The organism is Kutzneria sp. NPDC052558 (genome assembly GCF_044547355.1).
GTDB lineage: Bacteria > Actinomycetota > Actinomycetes > Mycobacteriales > Pseudonocardiaceae > Kutzneria.
The window spans coordinates 18,853-35,118 of the sequence record NZ_JBIUAG010000010.1; the positions used below are offsets into that span (position 1 = coordinate 18,853).

At 71.5% G+C, this 16,266-nt stretch carries 20 protein-coding genes; 9 read left to right on the forward strand and 11 right to left on the reverse strand.

Features of this window, described 5'->3' with window-relative positions; all coding sequences use genetic code 11:
• Positions 1-141 precede the first annotated feature (141 nt).
• The 3 genes from ACIG5F_RS19485 to ACIG5F_RS19495 are packed head-to-tail and all read left to right on the forward strand — an operon-like array spanning position 142 to position 3,021.
• Positions 142-600 (forward strand): hypothetical protein, encoded by a 459-nt coding sequence (locus tag ACIG5F_RS19485; RefSeq protein ID WP_396519220.1) that lies wholly within the window; start codon positions 142-144, stop codon positions 598-600.
• Positions 601-604: 4 nt separating this feature from the next.
• Entirely contained in the window at positions 605-1,714 is a 1,110-nt protein-coding gene (locus tag ACIG5F_RS19490; protein ID WP_396519221.1) for a catalase family protein, read from the forward strand.
• Positions 1,711-3,021 (forward strand): Dyp-type peroxidase, encoded by a 1,311-nt coding sequence (locus ACIG5F_RS19495; RefSeq protein ID WP_396519223.1) that lies wholly within the window; start codon positions 1,711-1,713, stop codon positions 3,019-3,021. The genes ACIG5F_RS19490 and ACIG5F_RS19495 overlap by 4 nt, the downstream gene beginning before the upstream one ends.
• A gap of 13 nt (positions 3,022-3,034) precedes the next feature.
• On the opposite strand, the gene ACIG5F_RS19500 is transcribed toward ACIG5F_RS19495, so the two are convergent.
• Positions 3,035-4,171, reverse strand: a complete 1,137-nt coding sequence (locus ACIG5F_RS19500; protein WP_396519225.1) for a serine hydrolase domain-containing protein — start codon at positions 4,169-4,171, stop codon at positions 3,035-3,037.
• 86 nt (positions 4,172-4,257) lie between these two features.
• On the opposite strand from ACIG5F_RS19500, the gene ACIG5F_RS19505 reads away from it, so the two are divergent.
• Both ACIG5F_RS19505 and ACIG5F_RS19510 read left to right on the forward strand, forming a co-directional pair.
• Positions 4,258-4,914 carry a response regulator transcription factor gene (locus tag ACIG5F_RS19505; RefSeq protein WP_396519227.1) on the forward strand — a complete coding sequence of 219 codons (657 nt, stop codon included), beginning with the start codon at positions 4,258-4,260 and terminating at the stop codon, positions 4,912-4,914.
• On the forward strand, positions 4,911-6,002 hold the full coding sequence (locus tag ACIG5F_RS19510; RefSeq protein WP_396519229.1) for a sensor histidine kinase: 1,092 nt from the start codon (positions 4,911-4,913) through the stop codon (positions 6,000-6,002). Before ACIG5F_RS19505 ends, ACIG5F_RS19510 begins: the two co-directional genes overlap by 4 nt.
• 20 nt (positions 6,003-6,022) lie before the next feature.
• Here the strand turns inward: ACIG5F_RS19510 and ACIG5F_RS19515 are convergent, their stop codons facing one another.
• Entirely contained in the window at positions 6,023-6,634 is a 612-nt protein-coding gene (locus tag ACIG5F_RS19515; RefSeq protein WP_396519231.1) for a hypothetical protein, read from the reverse strand.
• A 187-nt stretch (positions 6,635-6,821) separates the two neighbouring features.
• Here ACIG5F_RS19515 and ACIG5F_RS19520 point away from each other — a divergent pair, with 187 nt between their 5' ends.
• Together ACIG5F_RS19520 and ACIG5F_RS19525 are read left to right on the forward strand one after the other, a co-directional pair.
• Positions 6,822-7,898, forward strand: coding sequence for a GAF domain-containing protein (locus ACIG5F_RS19520; RefSeq protein WP_396519232.1), 1,077 nt, complete (start codon positions 6,822-6,824; stop codon positions 7,896-7,898).
• The gene (locus ACIG5F_RS19525; RefSeq protein ID WP_396519234.1) at positions 7,895-8,458 is read left to right on the forward strand and encodes a bifunctional DNA primase/polymerase; all 564 of its coding nucleotides are present in this window, start codon (positions 7,895-7,897) and stop codon (positions 8,456-8,458) included. Before ACIG5F_RS19520 ends, ACIG5F_RS19525 begins: the two co-directional genes overlap by 4 nt.
• On the opposite strand, the gene ACIG5F_RS19530 is transcribed toward ACIG5F_RS19525, so the two are convergent.
• Together ACIG5F_RS19530 and ACIG5F_RS19535 are read right to left on the reverse strand one after the other, a co-directional pair.
• Entirely contained in the window at positions 8,447-9,016 is a 570-nt protein-coding gene (locus ACIG5F_RS19530) for a DUF4232 domain-containing protein (protein WP_396519236.1), read from the reverse strand. The two genes, ACIG5F_RS19525 and ACIG5F_RS19530, sit on opposite strands and share 12 nt — an antisense overlap.
• Before the next feature lie 29 nt (positions 9,017-9,045).
• Complete coding sequence (locus tag ACIG5F_RS19535; RefSeq protein WP_396519238.1) at positions 9,046-10,071, reverse strand: aldo/keto reductase; 1,026 nt, start codon at positions 10,069-10,071, stop codon at positions 9,046-9,048.
• A 157-nt stretch (positions 10,072-10,228) separates the two neighbouring features.
• Between ACIG5F_RS19535 and ACIG5F_RS19540 the strand changes: the two genes are divergently transcribed.
• Positions 10,229-10,681, forward strand: a complete 453-nt coding sequence (locus tag ACIG5F_RS19540) for a hypothetical protein (protein WP_396519239.1) — start codon at positions 10,229-10,231, stop codon at positions 10,679-10,681.
• 26 nt (positions 10,682-10,707) lie between these two features.
• Positions 10,708-12,222 carry a catalase gene (locus tag ACIG5F_RS19545; protein WP_396519241.1) on the forward strand — a complete coding sequence of 505 codons (1,515 nt, stop codon included), beginning with the start codon at positions 10,708-10,710 and terminating at the stop codon, positions 12,220-12,222.
• 27 nt (positions 12,223-12,249) lie between these two features.
• On the opposite strand, the gene ACIG5F_RS19550 is transcribed toward ACIG5F_RS19545, so the two are convergent.
• From ACIG5F_RS19550 to ACIG5F_RS19580, 7 genes are read right to left on the reverse strand one after another with little or no spacing between them, the layout of a single operon-like run.
• Complete coding sequence (locus ACIG5F_RS19550; protein WP_396519243.1) at positions 12,250-14,031, reverse strand: complex I subunit 5 family protein; 1,782 nt, start codon at positions 14,029-14,031, stop codon at positions 12,250-12,252.
• On the reverse strand, positions 14,028-14,363 hold the full coding sequence (locus ACIG5F_RS19555; RefSeq protein ID WP_396519245.1) for a sodium:proton antiporter: 336 nt from the start codon (positions 14,361-14,363) through the stop codon (positions 14,028-14,030). Before ACIG5F_RS19555 ends, ACIG5F_RS19550 begins: the two co-directional genes overlap by 4 nt.
• Positions 14,360-15,094 carry an MnhB domain-containing protein gene (locus ACIG5F_RS19560; protein WP_396519247.1) on the reverse strand — a complete coding sequence of 245 codons (735 nt, stop codon included), beginning with the start codon at positions 15,092-15,094 and terminating at the stop codon, positions 14,360-14,362. Before ACIG5F_RS19560 ends, ACIG5F_RS19555 begins: the two co-directional genes overlap by 4 nt.
• A complete protein-coding gene (locus ACIG5F_RS19565) occupies positions 15,091-15,330 on the reverse strand; it encodes a Na(+)/H(+) antiporter subunit B (protein ID WP_396519249.1) in 240 nt (79 codons plus the stop codon). Before ACIG5F_RS19565 ends, ACIG5F_RS19560 begins: the two co-directional genes overlap by 4 nt.
• Positions 15,327-15,611, reverse strand: a complete 285-nt coding sequence (locus tag ACIG5F_RS19570; protein WP_396519251.1) for a cation:proton antiporter — start codon at positions 15,609-15,611, stop codon at positions 15,327-15,329. The genes ACIG5F_RS19565 and ACIG5F_RS19570 overlap by 4 nt, the downstream gene beginning before the upstream one ends.
• Entirely contained in the window at positions 15,608-15,862 is a 255-nt protein-coding gene (locus ACIG5F_RS19575; RefSeq protein WP_396519253.1) for a monovalent cation/H+ antiporter complex subunit F, read from the reverse strand. Before ACIG5F_RS19575 ends, ACIG5F_RS19570 begins: the two co-directional genes overlap by 4 nt.
• Positions 15,859-16,227: a hypothetical protein gene (locus ACIG5F_RS19580; protein WP_396519255.1), complete on the reverse strand. Its 369-nt coding sequence runs from the start codon at positions 16,225-16,227 to the stop codon at positions 15,859-15,861. Before ACIG5F_RS19580 ends, ACIG5F_RS19575 begins: the two co-directional genes overlap by 4 nt.
• Between the last annotated feature and the right edge of the window lie 39 nt (positions 16,228-16,266).

Consider the following 16,266-nt stretch of genomic DNA (forward strand, 5'->3'; position numbering starts at 1 on the left):
CGGCAGCGCGCTGTGACCCAAAGGGCCAGGAGTGTGTCCCCGAGTGCGTCCGCCCCGGGCCGGCGCTTGTCGATCGTTGCCAGGGCAAGCAGCCTTCGCCGTGACCTTGAAGTCCCAGCGACGAAAGACGGGGAACCGATCATGGCGACCGAGAACCGGGCCGGACAGCGCAAGGGAAAGCTCAGCGAGTTCACCGTCATCGCCCCGCTCGTCGAGGGCGGCGCGCAGCGGCTGCGGGAGGTGATCGCGGGCAGCGCCGTGAACGGATTCGAGGCCCTGGACGGCATCGGCACCGTGCACGACGCCCGCTTCACCTTCCTCGACAACGACACGAAGATCCTGTTCGTCACGACCTACGACGGCGACTGGGACACCTACATCGACGATTTCGCCACCAAGATCCCCGACGAGATGGACCTGCTGTTCTCGGTGGTGGAGGGCTGGCCGGGCATGCGCTCGCCCGAGGTGAAGGCGTTCATCGCCAGCACCCAGGTCACCGCGCACGCCTTCTACACCGGCTACGACGCCACCGTGTCGGAGGTCCGCAAGGGGCTGAAGGTCAAGAAGGCCTTCGACGAGCTGCTCGACCTGGCGGACTGACCCGATGGACTTCGTGCCCTACACCGCGTATGAGTCGCACCTGCCGGCGACGTTCGACGAGGACGAGCGCGCGATGCTCGACGAGGTCGGCCGGACCGTCGAACGCCACGCCCGGGACCACGACGGCCACGCGACGCGTGACGTGCACGCCAAGGGATACGGGGCCGCCCGCGCCACCGTCGAGGTGCTGCCCGGCCTCGCGCCCGAATACGCCCAGGGCGTGTACGCCGTGCCCGCCACGTACGAGGCGGTCGTGCGCTTGTCCAACGGCCTCCCGCACCTGCGGCCGGACCGCTACCTCGGGGCCGGCTGCGGCTTCGCGATCAAGATGTTCGGCGTCCCCGGCCGCTCCGTTCTCGGCGACCAGGACGACGCCGGCACGATGGACCTGGCGATGATCAACAATCCGACCTTCTTCTGCAACACCGCGCGCGACTACCTGACCGTCCAGAAGCTGTTCGACCAGGTGCCCGACGCGTTGGCCAAGCCCGACACCCGCCGCGTGTGGTTCACCCGGTTCCTCACCCGCGACGGCCAGCTCGACGAGGCCGACTGGCTGTGGGACGAACTGCTCGCGCTGCTGTCGCTGTTCGCCCTGCCGAAGCGGAACCTGTTGTCCTACACGTACTGGAGCATGGGGGCGTTCCGGCACGGCGACTACATCGCCAAGCTGCGGATCGCCCCGACGCCTGATTCGCTGGGCGGCATCGAGCACATGGCCGTCGACGCGGCCGCGGAGCTCGAGCCCTACCGCCGCACGCTGGTCGCGGAGGCGGGGGAGCGGGACCACGCGTTCGACCTCCAGGTGCAGCTGTGCACGGACCTGGAGCTGATGCCGGTCGAGAACACCTCGGTGGCCTGGCCGGAGCAGGTCTCCCCGTTCGTGACCGTCGCGCGGATCACCGTGCCCCGGCAGGAGATCGGCGGCGACCGCAACGTGGCCGACGGCGACCGGCTCTACCTCACCCCGTGGCGCACCAGGGCCGAGCACGCCCCGCTCGGCCAGATCAACCGGCTGCGGGAAAGCGCCTACCGCGTCTCGGCCCAGCGACGGCGTGAGATCAACGGCGACCAGGTCCGCGAACCCGCCGGCGCCGGCGAGGTCCTGTCGTGACCCTGCTCGACCTCGGCGAGATCCAGGCCCCGATCCTGCTCCGTCGCCCCACTCCCTACTGGGGCACGATGGTGCTGCTGCACTTCGCCACGGCGTCGGCCGGCAAAGCCTTTGTCCGGCAGGTGCTTCCGCACGTGCCCAGCGCCGCCGACGCGGACAGCGGCCAGGCCTGGGTCTCGCTGGTCCTCACCCACGCCGGTCTGCGGGCCCTGGGCGTGGACGAGGCCGACCTGGCGAGTTTCCCGGCGGCGTTCCGGGAAGGGATGGCCGCGCGGGCGGACAAGCTCAGCGATGTCGGGGACAGCGACCCGGAGCACTGGGACCAGCCGTGGGGCACTGGGCGCACCCACGCGGCGGTGTCCCTTGTCGCGGCGACGGAACAGGCCTGGCGTGAGGCGTATGCCAAGGCGGCGGCGGTCGTCGACGGCATCGAGGGCGTCGAACTGTTGCACAGCCACGACTACTCCGCGCACCTGGACAGCCGTACCACCTTCGGCTATCGCGACGGCATCGGCTATCCGCACATCGAGGGCGGTCCCCGACCGAAGCTGCCCGGGCAGCAGACCATCGCGGCCGGCGAGTTCGTGCTCGGCTACCCGGGCGAGGGCGGCGCCCTGCTTCCCTTGCCCGGGCCCGAGATTCTCGGCCGCAACGGCACGTTCGTCGGCGTCCGCAAGGTCCGCACGGACGTCGCCGCCTTCCGTCGCTTCCTGCGGGACAACGCCCCCGACGAAGCCGGGCGGGAGCTGTTGGCAGCCAAGATGGTCGGCCGGTGGCGCAGCGGGGCCCCGCTCGCGCTCGCCCCCGACCGCGACGATCCCGCCCTCGCCGACGACTTCGAGCGCAACGACGCGTTCGACTACAGCGACGACGCCCGCGGGCTGCTCTGCCCGCACGGCGCGCACATCCGCCGGGTCAACCCGCGGGCGAGCGGGCTGGAGCGGCTGACCGACGTGAAACTGCACCGGATCATCAGGCAGGGCGCGACTTTCGGGCCGCCGCTGCCCGAGGGGGTGTTCGACGACGACGGCGAGCAGCGGGGCGTCTACTTCCTGTTCATGAGCGCCCGGGCCATGACCACCCTGGAGTTCCTCAAGACCGAATGGCTCGACCAGGGTTCCTTCATCGGCCTCGGCGAGGAGGGCGACCCCATCGCCGGCCGGCACCTGCGTGACGACACCTTCACCGTTCCCCACCATCCCGTCCGCCGGCGCCTGCACGGCCTGAGCTCGTTCACCCGGACCCGTGGCGGCGAATACGGCTTCATGCCGTCCCTTTCCGCCCTCGACTGGCTCAGCCGGCCATGACCCGGGCCGCTGGTCAGGCCGTGATGATCTCGCGGGCTTTCATCGGCCACGGCGGCACTCCGCCGTCGCCGAAGTCGCGGTTGCTCAGGATCACCGACACCCAGTCGCTGTCCGGGCACAGCTGGAGGTCGGTCGACGTGCCCGGCGCGCCGCCGCTGTGGCCGATCACCCACCGGCCGTTGACCAGCGTCGCCATCGGCCCGTAGCACTGGAAGGCGACGGGCGGCACCGCCGGGGCCGGGCCTGGCTGCGGGCCGACCGGCGGGCCGAGCGGCACCTTGCCGCTGAGCGTGGCGGGCGTGAAGGCGCGGTCGAGCAGCTTCGCCCCCAGCAGGGCACGGGCGAAGGCCGCCATGTCGGCGCAGGTGGAGAAGGCGTCGCCGGCCGGCGTGCCGATGAACAGTCGCTGGTCGATGGAATCCGTGTAGCCGCCGGAAGAGTGGACCGCGTACGGGTGGGCGATGCGGGGATCGGAGTGCCACTGGGGTCGGGTGTAGAAGTCCGTGCTGGTCATGCCGGCCGCTCGGAACACGTGCTCGCGGACGTAGTCGTAGTAGGACTGCCCGCAGACCTGGGCGACGATCTCGCCCAGCAGGTGGTAGCCGGCGTTGCTGTACCGGAAACCCGCCCCGGGCGCGAAATCCAGCGAGGACCGCCGGATGAAGTCGGTCGTGCCGGCCATCACCTGCTCGGGCGTGGTCCAGGACAGCGCGTCGGGCAGATACCCGGGCATCGTGAAGGGATCGCCGAGACCGGAGGTGTGGGTGAGCAGATGGTGCACGGTCACGGTGTCGGCGATGTCGGCCGGGAAACCGCTGACGTAGTCGCCCAGTTTGCCGCTGTAGGCGATCTTCCGGGCCTGGGCCAGCTGGGCGACGGCGACCGCGGTGAACAGCTTGGTCACCGAGGCCATCGCGAACCGGGTGTCCGGGCCGTTGGGCGCGGCGTCGTTGGCCTGGCCGTAGGAGCGGGCCAACACGGGGCGCCCCCGGTGGATCAGCAGCACGCTGCCGGAGAAGCCCTGGTCGGAGAGGAACTGGTCGAACGCGCTCACCTGGTCGCGGGTCGCGGCGGGGGCGAGCCCGCCGGTGGCGAGCAAGGCGCCGGACGCGCCGAGCAGGCCCAGCACCGTTCGTCGGGTCGTGGTCATGGCCGAAGATCTACCGATCGTCGGCGATCGGGAACCGATGCCCCGTCCATACGTGATCCATATGTCGGGGCGGGGACACTGGCCGGATGCGGGTGCTGCTGGTCGAGGACGAGCCTGCGCTGGCCAAGTACATCGCGGCCGGCCTGCGCAGACACGGCTTCGCCGTCGACGTCGCGTTCGACGGGCGCGACGCGCTGGACAAGTGCGCGGTCACGCCGTACGACGTCGTCGTGCTGGACCGGGACCTGCCCGTGGTGCATGGCGACACGGTGTGCCGGGAGCTGGCCGAACGCGGCGCGGCGCGGATCCTGATGCTCACCGCGTCCGGCACGGTCGAGGACCGGGTCGACGGGCTCACTCTCGGCGCCGACGACTACCTGGGCAAACCGTTCGCGTTCTCCGAGCTCGTGGCCCGGGTGCAGGCACTGTGCCGGCGCAGCACCCCGGCGACGCCGCCGCTGCTGCGGGCCGGCGACGTGGTGCTGGACCCGGCACGGCGCACGGTCGAGCGCGCGGGGCGGCTGCTTCACCTGACTCCCAAGGAGTTCGGCGTGCTTGAGCAGTTGCTCGCCGCCGGCGGGGCCGTGGTCAGCGCGGAAACCTTGCTGGACAAGGTGTGGGACGAGCACGCCGACCCGTTCACCAATGCCGTCCGGATCACCGTCGGCACGCTGCGGCGCAAGCTCGGCGACCCCCAGCCGGTCGAGACCGTGCCGAGCGCCGGCTACCGGATCGTCGCGTGACCGCGCGCGGCCGGCTCACGATCCTTTACACCGCACTGGTGTTGGCCGCCGGCATCGTCCTCACCGGCCTGACCTACCTGCTGATGCGCGCCAACGCCGGCCAGCGGCAGTCGGTCATCGTCCTCAACCCGCCGGCCGCGCCCGGTTCGCTGCCGCCACTTCCGGCCGACGTCCACGAGGTCACGCTCGCCGATTTCCTCACCCAGGCCGGGATCGCGCTCGCCGTGGTGACGGTGCTCGCCGCCGCCCTGGGCTGGCTGGTGGCCGGCCGGGTGCTGCGTCCCGTCCGCACGATCGCCGCCACCGCACGGCGGTTGTCCGCGGAGAACCTGTCCGAGCGGATGCCGGTCGGCCCGCCCGCCGACGAGCTCGCCGCCCTGGCCGGCACCATCAACGAGATGCTGGACCGCATCCAGCAGGGCGTCGCCGAGCGGGACCGGGTGCTGGCCGGCCAGCGCCTGTTCACCGCCAACGCCGCCCACGAGCTGCGCACCCCGCTGACCACCATGCGCACCGCCATCGACGTCACGCTGGAGAACGGGCCCAGCATCGAGGATCTGCTGGCCATGACCGGCGACGTCCGCGCCGCCGTCGAGCAGAGCCAGCGCACCCTCGACGGCTTGCTGGCGCTGGCCCGCAGCCAGGCCGTCGCCGGACCTCGCCACCAGGTCGACCTCGCCGACCTCCTCACGCCCACCCAGGACACCGGCGACCTCACCATCCGAGCCGACCTCCGGCCGGCTCCCGTCACCGGCGAACCCGTTCTCCTGGAACGCCTGTGCGGCAACCTGCTCGAGAACGCCGTCCGCCACAACCTTTCCGGCGGCCACATCCACCTCACCACCGGCAGCGCCGACGGCTGGGCCTTCCTCCGCGTCGAGAACAGCGGCCCGCCCATCGCCGCCGACACCCTCCACCGGCTCCGCGACCCCTTCATCCGCGGTGACCGCCCCCGAATCCACACCGACCGCGGCGCCGGCCTCGGGCTGTCCATTGTGGACGCCATCGTCACCGCCCACCGCGGCGAACTCGCCCTCGCCGCCCGCCCCGCCGGCGGCCTCACCGTCACGGTCCGCCTCCCGGCCTGACCCCGGGAAGGTGGTGACCGTCAGCGGACCGCGCGGGCGATGACGTCGCGGATGGCCGGGGTGGCGTCCGACGGGCCGCCGGGGTCGCCGGCGTCGGGGGCGACCCGTTCGAGGGTGAGGGCCAGTCCCAGGGCGCGGGAGCGGACGGCGTTGACGATGGCGCGGACGATGCTGCCGGGCAGCCGGTTCTCGGCCTGGGCGACGAGGTCGTCCGGGGTGGCGGACAGGCCGCCGATGACGATGAGCTGGTTGAGCAGGTCCACGTGCACCTCGCCCCAGGGCCGGACCAGCGGCCCGCCCTCGAGGGCCTCGAGGTGCTCGACCGGCTCGACGACGGTGAGCTCGTAGATCCGCATCAGCTTGGATTCCCGCAGCTCGGCGGCGAAGGCGGAGCGCGGCAGCGGCGCGGTGGCGTCCGGCCGGCGGTGGCGGCGCACGTGGATCTCGGCGGTGAACGGCCCCCGGTAGACCGGCACCGGGTCGTCCTCGGCGTAGCCGAGCAGCTCCCGGGTGGACCACCCGGCGAGGTCGGGCGAGCCGATCCGCTCGGCCAGGGCCCCGATGGCCCTGAGCACGTCCGCGGTGCTGGAATTCCGGCGTACGGCGAAAATCAACTTGTCCAGGAATCCCACGCATCGAGTTTCGCCGGGCGCGCCCCGTCGCGTCATCGGCCGTGCGGGTCAGCCCCTTACGCCCGCGGCACGCGCGGCCACGCGTCCGATGGTGCGGTCTCGGCCGGCGAACGAGTGAGACGGCGTTATGTTGAGGCTTCAACGACGAAATCACTGGGCGTCCACCTTCCGCGACAGGAGCGACCCAGTGGAGCCCTTCTTCACCACCCTCGCCGCGATGTCCGAGCGGGTGCAGGACCGGAGCCCGGACTGGCACGAGGTGCTCGGCCGGGTGTTGCTGGACGCCCGCCCGCAGGAACGGCCCCGCAGCTTCCTGCGGGCCCTGCTGGACGCCGCGGCCGTGTGCGGGACCGCGGACACGGCGGTGCTGGCGGTGTTGATCGACGGCGGCCGCTGGCTGCGGGTGGCGGCGACGGCCGGCGGGTTCGGCGACTGGGCCGGCCGGCTCATCCCGGTCGAGGGCTCGGTGTCCGCGCTGGCCATCGAGACCGGCCGGGCGGTGCTGCTCGGCGACATCGAGCGCGACAGCGGGGCGGTGCGGTCCGACCGCAGCGTCCGGGTCGGCCCCGCGCTGGTCGCCCCGGTCTGGCTGGACTCGCGCATGGTCGGCGTGGTCGGCCTCGGGCGGGACGTCGGCCAGCCCGGGTTCACCGCCGGCGACCGGGACATGCTGGTCGGCTTCGCCGAGCACATGGGCTGGTCGCTCGTGCTCGGCGAGGACGCCGACCACCCGACGCCGGTCACCGCCGAGGAGTACGCCGGCATCGCGACCCGCACGGCGGCGGAGCTGTTCGACGTCACGGTCGACCTGTCCCGGATCGGCGCGTCGGCCGACGACCACGTGCACCGCCGGCTCACCGGGCCGATCGCGACGCTGGCCACGGCGATCGAGCGGCTGCACGGACGGCTGCGCGGCGCCGCCGGCCCGCAGCCCGACCTGCGCCAGGACCTGGCCGCCGTGCTGCTGTCCGAGGCCGGGCAGCAGGGGCTGGTGGCACACCTGGAGCTGCCGCCGGAACTGGACATCGTGATCTCGGCCCAGACGCGGGCCGAGATGGCCATGTGGATCGAGCGCGGCGTGCGGGTGGCGGCGCAGTGCGGCGAACTTCCCGGCGTGCGGCTGTCGGCGTCGGCCGAGACCGCCGGCGTCCGGCTCGAACTTCGTTACCAGGGAAGGAAACCCGACGCCGACGCCCGGCTGGCGGCCCGCGTCGACGCGGACGACACCGTGGTGATCGCCCGGACGTTCGGCCCGCGGCGGTGAACGCGCTGCGGACCGATCTCGGCACGCGGCTCAGGGCCGCCGCGGTCGAGTACGCCGCGCACGGTTGGCCGGTGGTGCCGGTGTCCTTCTTCGACGGGCGAAGCTACACCTGCGTGCAGGCCGACTGCGTCGAGGAGACCATGCACCCGGTGTGGCGGCTCTGGCCCGACCGCGCCAGTGCGGACCCGAAGGTGGTGGCGGCCTGGCTGGGCATGCTCACCCTGTCGGTGGCGGTCCGCACCGGCGTCGTGTTCGACGTGGTCAGCATGCCGGAAGCCGCCGCCACCAGGGTCCAGGCCGCGCTGGCCGAGCGGCACACGGCGACCCCGGTGGCGGTGTGGCGGGAACGCGGCCGGCGGCTGTTCTGGGTCGAGCCGGGCCTGCCATGGCGGCCCGTGCTGGGTCGGCTGGACGCCCGGGTGTCGGCCGAGAACGGCTGGGTCCCGGTCCCGCCGACGCCGACCCGGCACGGGCCGGTGCAGTGGGCCGTGGAGCCGGCGCAGACCGGGTGGTGCTTCGCGCGGCACGAGGACTTCCTCGCCGCCGCCTCAGCCGGTTGACGCCTGGCAGTTGGCCTCGGCCGTGCCGGGCGTCCAGGGGCTGACCGCGACCTTGCCGGTGTTGCCGATGTCGATCGGTCCGTGGGGCTTGCGGGTCTGCCACGGCTGGCCGGCGGCCGGGGCGAGGTCGAAGTACGCGCCGGTGGTGGCCACGACGGTCGAGTCGGTGACGGTGTTCTTCCACAGCACGGACGCTTCGGCCTGCTGGCCCGGGGCCAGGGTGAACGTGGTCGGCGGCTGTTGCAGGCTCGGCACCAGCGCCACCGCGTCGGCGCCGTCGGCCACCTTGACGTCGATCGGCTGCCGGTCGTCGTCGAGCACCCGCAGCGCCGGGTAGCCGGTCACGGTCAACGGCGTGTCGCCGCAGTTGGCGAGGCGGATCGGGACCACCCGCAGTCCCGACGCCGCATCGCCCTCGCCCAGCGACAGCACCGGGCCGTGCGCCGGCTTCGCGGTGGTGGTGCTGGTGGTCGCCGTCGGCTGGGGCGCCGGGGGAGGCGCCGAGCAGCCGACGAGTAAGACACCCGTGCCGAGCAGGAGGAGGCGCTGGAGCTTCACCCCACCCACTCTGCCACGGCGTTGATCTTCTACAGCTCCCGGCCGCCGGCCCGCTGCTGCCGGCCCTGCGGCCCGTACGGGTAGTCGCCGATGATCGGCTCGCTGGCCTCGTCCAGCAACGCCGTCTCCTCCGCGGACAGGTGCAGTCCGGCGGCGGCCAGGTTGTCGTCGAGCTGCTCGACGGTCCGGGCCCCGAGAATCACCGAGGTGACCGCCGGCCGGTCGGCCGTCCACGCCAGCGCCACCTGCGCCATCGACACCCCGCGCGACTCGGCGATCTTGCGGACCGCGTCGAGGACCTGCCAGGTCCGCTGCTGGGCGTTGCGCGGGGCGTACGCCTCCATGCCGCGCTCCGGGTTCTCGCCGAGCCGGCTGGCCCCGGTCGGGGCCTCGTCGCGGCGGTACTTGCCGGTCAGCCAGCCGCCGGCCAGCGGCGACCACGGCAGGATGCCGATGTTCTCCTCGCGGCACACGTCGGTCAGCTCGAACTCGATCTCCCGCACCAGCAGGTTGTACTGCGGTTGCAGGGTCACGATCGGCGCCAGGCCGAGGAAACCGGTCAGCAGCGCCGCCTTCTGCAACTGCCACCCGAGGAAGTTGCTGACCCCGGCGTAGCGGATCTTGCCGGCCCGCACGGCGTCGTCGAAGAACCGCAGCGTCTCCTCGATCGGCGTCAGCGCGTCCCAGGCATGTGCCTGGTACAGGTCGACGGTCTCCACCTGAAGCCGCCGCAGGCTCGCGTCCAGGGCCCGGCTCAGGCTCGTCCGGCTCAGGCCCACGTCGTTGCGGCCCTCACCCATCGGGAAACGCCCCTTGGTCGCGATGACCATCTGGTCCCGGACTCCGGGACGGGCGGCCAGCCACCGTCCGATGATCTCCTCCGAGACGCCCCGGGAGTACACGTTGGCGGTGTCGATGAAGGTGCCGCCCTGCTCCAGGAACCGGTCCAGCTGCGCGTGCGACTCCTGTTCACTGCTCTCGCTGCCGAAGGTCATGGTGCCCAGGCACTGCGTGGACACGATCGTCCCGGTCCCGCCGAGCGTGCGGTATTCCATGCCGCCTCTCCCTCCACACCGGCCGTTCCGGTGTCGCTTTCCACCCTCCACCCGCCCGGCCGCCCCGTCCAACAGCGGGTTCAGATCCGAGCGATCACGCGGCCTGCTCAATCCGATCGGGGTGTTTGACCGCCGGGTGAGCGGGCAGCCGACAGGTATGCCTTCGCCATACGAGGATTCCGACACCATCGCGTTCCGTCATGGCCGCTGGCTGCTCGTCGCGCAGGGCATCGTCTTCGTGCTCGCCGGTGGGTGGGCGCTGGTGACGGACCTGGTGGGCGGGGGCCTGGCGGCCGTGGCCGGCGTCGCCCTGCCGGCGGCGCTGGCCGGCATCGTCGCCGGCACCGGGCTGGTGTCGCTGCTGTGCGCCGCCCGGGTCCGGGCGGCCAAGACACTGGTGTGCGTGCAGGCCCCGGTGTTCCTGATCCTGTTCATGGTCTCGGCGGCCACGCGCAAGTCCGGCCAGTGGCAGTCCGTCTTCGGCTACGACGCGACGGCGTCGCTGGTGTACCTGGTGATCGGCCTGATCGGCCTGGTGCTGGTGATGTGGCTGTTCCGGCGCGCCCTCGGCGAGCGGGGCGACCCGGGCCACGCGCTGCGCCGACGGTGACCACGAAACGTGAGGAGAATGCGAGAATGACCGACCAGACGCGGCCGTTCACCACGACCGACGCCGGCATTCCGGTCGAAAGTGACGAACACTCACTCACGGTCGGCCCCGGCGGCCCGATCCTGCTCCAGGACTCCTACCTGATCGAGCAGATGGCCCAGTTCAACCGGGAGCGGATTCCGGAGCGGCAGCCGCACGCCAAGGGCAGCGGGGCCTTCGGGCGGTTCGAGGTGACCAACGACGTCAGCCGCTACACCAAGGCGGCGCTGTTCCAGCCGGGCGTGACCACGGAGCTGCTGGCCCGGTTCTCCACGGTGGCCGGCGAGCGGGGCAGCCCCGACACCTGGCGCGACCCGCGGGGCTTCGCGCTCAAGTTCTACACCGCCGAGGGCAACTACGACATGGTCGGCAACAACACGCCGGTGTTCTTCGTCAAGGACCCGATGAAGTTCCAGCACTTCATCCGGTCGCAGAAGCGGCGGGCCGACAACAACCTGCGCGACCACGACATGCAGTGGGACTTCTGGACGCTCTCGCCGGAGTCCGCCCACCAGGTGACCTGGCTGATGGGGGACCGGGGCATCCCGCGCACCTGGCGGCACATGAACGGCTACACCTCGCACACGTACATGTGGATCAACGCCGACGGCGAGCGGTTCTGGGTGAAGTACACCTTCAAGACCGACCAGGGTGTGGAGTTCTTCACCCAGCACGAGGCCGACCAGATTGCCGCGGTGGACACCGACTACCACATGCGGGATCTGTTCGAGCACATCGCCGACGGCCAGTTCCCGAGCTGGACGCTGTATGTGCAGGTGATGCCGTACGAGGAGGCCGAGAACTACCGGTTCAACCCGTTCGACCTGACCAAGGTGTGGCCGCACGGCGACTATCCGCTGATCGAGGTCGGCCGGATGACCCTGGACCGCAACCCCACCGACAACCACGCCGAGATCGAGCAGGCCGCGTTCCAGCCCAACAACCTGGTGCCCGGCATCGGGCCGAGCCCGGACCGCATGCTGTTGGCCCGCCTGTTCTCCTACGCCGACGCGCACCGCCACCGCATCGGCGCGAACTACCAGCAGCTGCCGGTCAACGCGCCGACGGTCGACGTGCACACGTACTCCAAGGACGGCGCGATGGCCTACCGGAAAGCCACGGATCCGGTGTACGCGCCCAATTCCAAGGGCGGCCCGGCGGCCAGGACCAGCCCGCCGCCGAGCTGGCAGGTCGACGGCCGGATCACCCGCGCCGCCTACGTGTCGCACGCCGAGGACGACGACTGGGGCCAGGCCGGCACGCTCGTGCGCGAGGTGATGGACGACGAGGCTCGGACCCGGCTGGTGGACAACGTGGCCGGCCATCTGCTCAACGGCGTCAGCGAGCCGGTCCTCAAGCGCGCCTTCGAGTACTGGCACAACATCGACAAGGAGATCGGGGACCGCATCGAGCAGGCGGTCAACGCCAAGCAGGACGAGATGGACCCGAAGGCCGAACAGCAGGGCAATCCGGCCCGCCGGAGCATGCAGGCCAAGGCGTGACCGACGTTCGTGCTCACCTGACGCGGATCAGGTGAGCACGAACAACGCGCCGACGGCGGCCATGCCCAGCAGGAGCCAGGCCACGTAGTCGCCGACATGGCCGGAGTGCAGGCGGTGCATCACATGCAGCGGAGCCTTGAGCATGTCGCGCAGCCGGCCGAGTCCGAAGTGGACACCGACGAACCCGATGGCCACGGCCAGGGCGGCGCTGAGCAGGCCGAGGGCCGCGCCCGACCAGGTCCACCCGTCGGTCGCGGTGACGTCGAGCGGGGTCGCGATCGCCCCGTGCAGGACCTGGGCCAGCAGGCCCGACCGGTCGAGGAACTGGTTGGCCCCAATGACAAGCGCCTCGGTCGGCACGACACCGATCAGCAGGCCGCCCGACAGCAGCACGATGATCGCTCCGACCATGGTGGCCGGCAGCCGGCTGGGGAAGCGGCCCTCCGGCTCCTCGTCCTCGCCCCGGGTGGTGTCCCGGTCGGTGTCCGAGGGCTGCGGCCCGAGTCCGAAGTGGATTCGAAGCGAGGCTCGCAGCACCGCGCCGCCGGTGGCCGCCGAGACCAGCACGAACAGCGCGGTCAGGGCGATGCTGTCGGTCGATTCCTCGGTGAGGGCCTTGCCGAGCCCGGTGCCGAACGGCGGTAGCCCGGCCAGCGCCAAGGCGCCCAGCGGCAGCAGCCACTTCGTCAGCCGCTCGTCGCGGCCCTGGCAGTGCAGGGCGAACTCGTCGACGTTTCCCTTACGGGCCAACAACACACCGACCAGTAGGAACAAGGCTCCCTTTACGCCGGCATGGCCGAACACGTAGATCACTGCCCCGGCGACGCCGCCGGCGGTCAGCGTGGCCAGGCCGACCAGGAACAACCCGAGGTGGGCGATGGTGGAGTAGGCCAGCATCCGCTTGAGATGCCGTTGCATCAGACACAGCACCGCCCCCAGCACCGCGGTCACGATGCCGAGCAGCAACAGCGTGCGGTGCAACGACTCGGCCGGCAGGACACCGCCGAACACGGTGGTGGACACGCGAAGCACGCCGTAGAGGCCGAGCGGGGCCATCACACCGGAGAACAGCACGCAGACCGGCGTGGGCGCGACCGCGTGGGCGTCGGCGAGCCAGAAGTGGAACGGCACGACCGCCGCCTTCACCAGCAAACCGGTCAGCACCAACACCAACGCCGCGACCACCAGCGGGTCCAGGCCGTGCCCGTCGAGCGCGGCCCCGATCTGGGGCATGCCGAGCTTGCCGGTGCGCGCGTACAGCAACCCGATGCCGGCCAACGAGAAGTACGCGCCGAGCGAGGCCACGACGCCGAAGGTGAAGCCGCCCTGCACCGACCGCGGCTCCTCGATCTTGTGCCCGGTCAGCGCGTACGCCGTGACGCTCATCAGCTCCAGGAACACGAACAGGTCGAACAGGTCGGCGGTCAGCGAGAAACCGACCATGCCGGCCAGGAACAGCAGCACCAGCACGTGCAGATGGGCTTCGGCGTCCTCGAAGTACCGCCAGGTGTAACCCAGCGCGCACGCCGTCAACACGCAGGCCAGCAAGGCGAATCCGGCCCCGATGGGATCGGCGGCCAGCACGATGCCGAGCTGCGGGGACCAGCCGCCGGCCCAGGCCACCACCCGGCCCGACGAGGTCGCGGCCAGCAGCGCGGCCATCGCCGCCACCGCCGTCACGGCCGTGACCATGGCCAGGACGTCGATCACGATGCGGGGCACGAACTTCGCCAGCGCGAGCACCACGCACGCGCCGGCCAACGGGATGGCGATGCCCAGCGGCGGCAGCCAACTCGGGTCCACGGTCATCCTCGCAACTCGTCGAGCTGGTCGGGATCGACGGTGCCCTGCCGCTTGGCGATCTGGATCACCAGCGCCAGCAGCAACGCGGTCACCGTGGCTGACACGACGATGTCGGTCAGCGTCAACGCCTGCACCACCGGATCGACTACCGGGCCCGGCGCGCCCTGCACCGGGGCCGACGCCCCCTGCTGGAAACCGATGCTGAGCAACAAGACGTAGGTTCCGGACTGGGCCACCGCGACGCACACGACCGTGTGCACGAGGTCGCGGCTGCGCACCACGCCGAAGCAGCCGATGAGCAGCAGCCACCCGGCGACCAGGTAGGGGAGGAGCGTCACCGGACCTCCCGCACGGACAGGGCCTGGGCCAGGAACTGGGCCAGGAGCACGACCATGCCGGAGGCGACCTCGGCCCCAACCGCCACGTTCAGCACGAACACCGTGCCCGACGAGAACAGGTCGCCGAGAGCGCCGTACGGCAACACGTTGGCGAGGAAGGAACCCGCCAGCAGCAGGCCGGTGATTCCCAGCACCACGAACGCTCCGGCGGCCAGTGCCTCGGCCAGCTTGTACCAGGACAGCGGCCGCAACCGCCGGAGCATGCGGTAACTGCCGGCCACGTACAGCAGATGCACGCCGGTGGCCAGCACCACACCGCCCTGGAAGCCGCCGCCGGGCGTCAAATGGCCGTGGGTGACGATGTCGACGCCGAGGACCAGAGTCACCGGCAGCAGCACGTAACCCAGCAGGCGGGTGGCCTCCAGGACCCGGCCTTCGTTGTCCGCCAACCGTTCCCCCTCATCCGGTGAGGTGCGCAGCAGCGACGCGGCCCCGACCACCGAGCCCAGCAGGATGGTTTCCTCGCCAAGCGTGTCCAGGCCGCGCTGGTCGAAGTTCAACGCCGACACGACATTCGGCGCGGACCGGGCGATCGCCGCCGGCACGGACAGGTCGCGGTACGGGTGCAGCAGCCCGCCGAACTCCGGCATCCGCAGCACCGCCAACGCGAACAACACCGCGACCCCGCCGGCGCCGAGCCAGAACACGATCCACCGCGCCCGCCGGCTCACTGCTTGCCGCCCCGGACCTTGCGCACGGCCAGCAACACCATCAGCGGCACGATGGCCGTGCCCACCGCCACCTGCGACAGGGCCACATCCGGGGCCTGCACCAGGACGAACAGCACCGTCAGCAGCACCCCGTAGACGGAGAGCACGACCGCCTGCCGGGACGGCTCCCGCGTCCACACCACGACCGCCCCGCCCGCCGCCACCAGCAGGAACGCCACCACCAGCAAGGGGCTCATTCCTCACCCACGATCCCGTCCCGTTGCGCGCCGACCCGTCCGACCGCCGCCGTCAGCACCGGCGCGGTGACGGCCAGCAGCGCGACCGTCAGCAGCACGATCGCGGTGGTCAGGCTCCAGCCGTTCGTGACGGCCAGCGCGAGGCCGATCAGCGGGCCGCCGATGGTGGTCACCGGCGTCAGCCAGTGCAGCTTGCGGTAGAAGTCCTTGGCCAGCACTGCACCCAGGGCCGACGTGACGATGACCAGACTGCCCGCGGCCAACAACGCCCAGGCGATCACGGTTTGGGCCTCAGCAATCGGGTGTAGACCAGGGTGCCGGCGAACGAGAGCAACACCAGGGTCAGCGGCACGATCAGGTAGCTGGACTGGCCGTCCCCCTGGATCGCCACCAGCAGTGTGAGCGTGCCGACCGACGACGCCAGCGCCATCCCGACCAGCCGATCCACCGCCCCGCCCCGGGCCACCAGCAGCAGCGCCGGCGCCAGGCCGCCGACCAGCAGCGCCAACGCGGCGATCTCCCAGCCGTTCACTCGTCCCCCAAGGCGTGCACCAGCAGCGAATCACCCTCGTCGTCGAGCACGACGGTGCCGGGGGAGGCCGATATGATGACCGTCCTGACCGCTTTCTGGAGCGGCCGGACCTTCTCGTGCCGCAAGGTCGTGCGCCGACGGAACAGCGCAACGCAGCCCCTGGCGACTTCGGCCGGCAACGCCCGGGCGCTGGCCGGCCGCCACCGTCCGCGATAGGTGGCGCGCACGAGGGTCGCCAGCAGCGCGCACGGCACCGCCGCCACCGCCGCGACCAGCAGGTCCTGCCAGTTGACCGCGTTGAGCGTGGTCAGCCAGACGCCGACCAGCACCACCCACCACACGGCAGACTCGACGGCTCTTGCCATGCCGGCGGATGCCCACGGCGAGGCCGGTCGAAACCCGGT

Coding starts and splice junctions, on each gene's coding strand:
- ACIG5F_RS19500 (WP_396519225.1), bottom strand. CDS start 4,171: ATGACCACGACCCGACGAACGGTGCTGGGCCTGCTCGGCGCGTCCGGC.
- ACIG5F_RS19505 (WP_396519227.1), top strand. CDS start 4,258: ATGCGGGTGCTGCTGGTCGAGGACGAGCCTGCGCTGGCCAAGTACATC.
- ACIG5F_RS19485 (WP_396519220.1), top strand. CDS start 142: ATGGCGACCGAGAACCGGGCCGGACAGCGCAAGGGAAAGCTCAGCGAG.
- ACIG5F_RS19580 (WP_396519255.1), bottom strand. CDS start 16,227: ATGGCAAGAGCCGTCGAGTCTGCCGTGTGGTGGGTGGTGCTGGTCGGC.
- ACIG5F_RS19545 (WP_396519241.1), top strand. CDS start 10,708: ATGACCGACCAGACGCGGCCGTTCACCACGACCGACGCCGGCATTCCG.
- ACIG5F_RS19565 (WP_396519249.1), bottom strand. CDS start 15,330: ATGAGCCCCTTGCTGGTGGTGGCGTTCCTGCTGGTGGCGGCGGGCGGG.
- ACIG5F_RS19490 (WP_396519221.1), top strand. CDS start 605: ATGGACTTCGTGCCCTACACCGCGTATGAGTCGCACCTGCCGGCGACG.
- ACIG5F_RS19550 (WP_396519243.1), bottom strand. CDS start 14,031: ATGACCGTGGACCCGAGTTGGCTGCCGCCGCTGGGCATCGCCATCCCG.
- ACIG5F_RS19535 (WP_396519238.1), bottom strand. CDS start 10,071: ATGGAATACCGCACGCTCGGCGGGACCGGGACGATCGTGTCCACGCAG.
- ACIG5F_RS19540 (WP_396519239.1), top strand. CDS start 10,229: ATGCCTTCGCCATACGAGGATTCCGACACCATCGCGTTCCGTCATGGC.